4 protein-coding genes are annotated in these 2,188 nt (G+C 35.7%); all 4 read left to right on the top strand.

Annotation, left to right across the window (positions count from 1 at the left end; genetic code table 11):
- A partial coding sequence (locus ACZFYI_RS19440; RefSeq protein WP_462525779.1) for a 2'-5' RNA ligase family protein occupies positions 1-410 on the top strand: 410 nt, incomplete at its 5' end.
- Between the two features lie 134 nt (positions 411-544).
- Complete coding sequence (locus ACZFYI_RS19445; protein WP_462525780.1) at positions 545-1,066, top strand: Crp/Fnr family transcriptional regulator; 522 nt, start codon at positions 545-547, stop codon at positions 1,064-1,066.
- 78 nt (positions 1,067-1,144) lie between these two features.
- Positions 1,145-1,576: a DUF2141 domain-containing protein gene (locus tag ACZFYI_RS19450; protein ID WP_462525781.1), complete on the top strand. Its 432-nt coding sequence runs from the start codon at positions 1,145-1,147 to the stop codon at positions 1,574-1,576.
- A gap of 7 nt (positions 1,577-1,583) precedes the next feature.
- On the top strand, positions 1,584-1,940 hold the full coding sequence (locus ACZFYI_RS19455) for a hypothetical protein (RefSeq protein WP_462525782.1): 357 nt from the start codon (positions 1,584-1,586) through the stop codon (positions 1,938-1,940).
- Positions 1,941-2,188: the final 248 nt, after the last annotated feature.

Here is a 2,188-nt window from a genome sequence, read left to right on the forward strand (position 1 = left end):
CATTCGACTGGAATGAGGCAAAGGAAAGCAAGCTGATAGATCTTCTTACCGGTTTTTGTCAAGAACAACAGCCTTTTCAGCTTAAATTTTCAGGATTTGATAAGTTCGGGAAAAGGGTGATTTTCATCAAAGTAAAGGAAAATCCGACACTCTCCTCCCTACAAATTGGACTTTCAAAATTTTGCAAAACAAACCTCAACCTTGTTGAAGAATTAAGTGATCGGGCATATCATCCCCATATGACTTTGGCCGTCAAAGACCTCAAAGAAATCCGTTTTATGGAATATTGGGATTTTATCAAAAAGCAAAGATTTGAAGGAGAAATGGAGGTCAAGAATTTAGCTGTTTTGAAAAGGTCCGATGGATACTGGAAGGTTCTTGTTAGGATTCCGTTATTGTTACATATCTAAAATAAGCATCCCCTGAAAATAGAATAAGCTTTTTTCGAATAATTCAACAACCCGAGATTACACAATATTGGTATTTTCCTATTATGATAAAACAAGTAATTCAATCAGTAGTTGCAGACTTCCCAGATTCAAATATGGATATCCTGTCAGGGATTTCTAAAAAAAGGACCTATCAAAAAGATGAAAATATTCTTGGGCAGGGTAAATTCTGTAAAAGTCTATGGTTTATTGATAAAGGTGCCGTTAAGGCTTACGAAACCATTGAAGGGGTTGAGAGAACCACTTACTTTTTTACTAAGCATTCTCTTTTTACAAATTATTACTGTTGGGTCTCAGGCAATGCCTCAGACATTACTTTTAAAGCTGTTGAAGAATGCGAAGTTATAGAAATTGATTATCCCTCTTTGGAGGGACTTTGTCAGAGATACCACATTTTCGACACCGTCGGGAGGAAAATGGCCGAGAGGATTTTTGTTCAAGAATTTCAATTACGAAAACTACTTTTGAATTGTAACGCAATCGAGCGGTATGAGTACCTTGAACAAAACAGACCGGAAGTTTTTCAGCACTTCGCTTTGAAGGATATTGCCGGATTTATAGGTATCACAGATGTTTCTTTAAGCCGTATTCGAAAAAACCGGATTAAGAAACAGTGAACTTATCATTTGATAAGTGTGACTTTTTTCTGCCTCATTAATTTTGCGGCATAACAAAAAATTGAATCTTGTCAAACCATGTTAAAATTTCTGATTTCTATTGCCTTGGTGTTTTCCCTTTTTGGGATTGCCATTCCTGATAATACCAAAGCCCAAGACAACCTTCAGGTTGAAATTTTGGGATTTGATACGAAACCCAATACCAAGATTATGGTAAGTGTGTTTGCTGAAAAAGGCTTTTTAAAGGAACCTATCCAATCCAAATCAATCAAAGTAACCGGAGACAAAGCGTTGATTCTTTTTGATTTGCCTGCCGGGGAATATGCGGTTTCGACTTACCAAGACCTCAACAGCAATGGTAAAATGGACAGGCACTTTTATGGAGCCCCAAAAGAACCATATGGTTTTAGCAATAACATCAAGCCAACAATCGGTCCACCCGATTACGAAGAATGCAAGGTAAAAGTCAGTGAAGGCAAGAAAACAATCTCAATAACTCTAATTAATTAAAAAAAAAATGTTAATCGTAATAATTTCTTACATCATCAATATCCTTGTAGCAGGCATGATGGGCACGCTACTTTTCTTCAACTTGGGCCCACGGATTACAAAAGTATTTGGGGAAAATACTGCAGCCAGGCAGATTCTGTCATGTCTTTATTTGTCTATTGCCATTTTAAGTACAATTGGATTGGTTGACCAAACCTATTTCTATAAAGTAGCATTTGTTCTTTTCCCAATGCAGATAGTTTATAAACTGTTGACCTTAGTCGCAGTCAAGGACAAGAAGAATCCGGTGCCCTACGCCAATCTTTTAATTAGTATTGTTCATGTTTTTTCGATGTGGTATATCATTGAAAACGGACTTCAATAAAAGAGCCTTATATGGGTAAGATTCTTTGAAATAGTTACAGCTTGGTTTTTTATATCAACTGTAATGAGAATGAAACAAAAAACCCAATTAATCGAAACCACTCTATAAGTTTATAATATATGAGCACTAAAAATGATCTTCATTTTTGGTGCTTTTTTTTAGAACAATTATACAGATTAGATAATTGAGTCAATGACGCTTTACGTTTTTTGAGAGTCGTTTTTAAATCAATTTCCATTTAACAGGTG

Source organism: Aquiflexum sp., assembly GCF_977115555.1.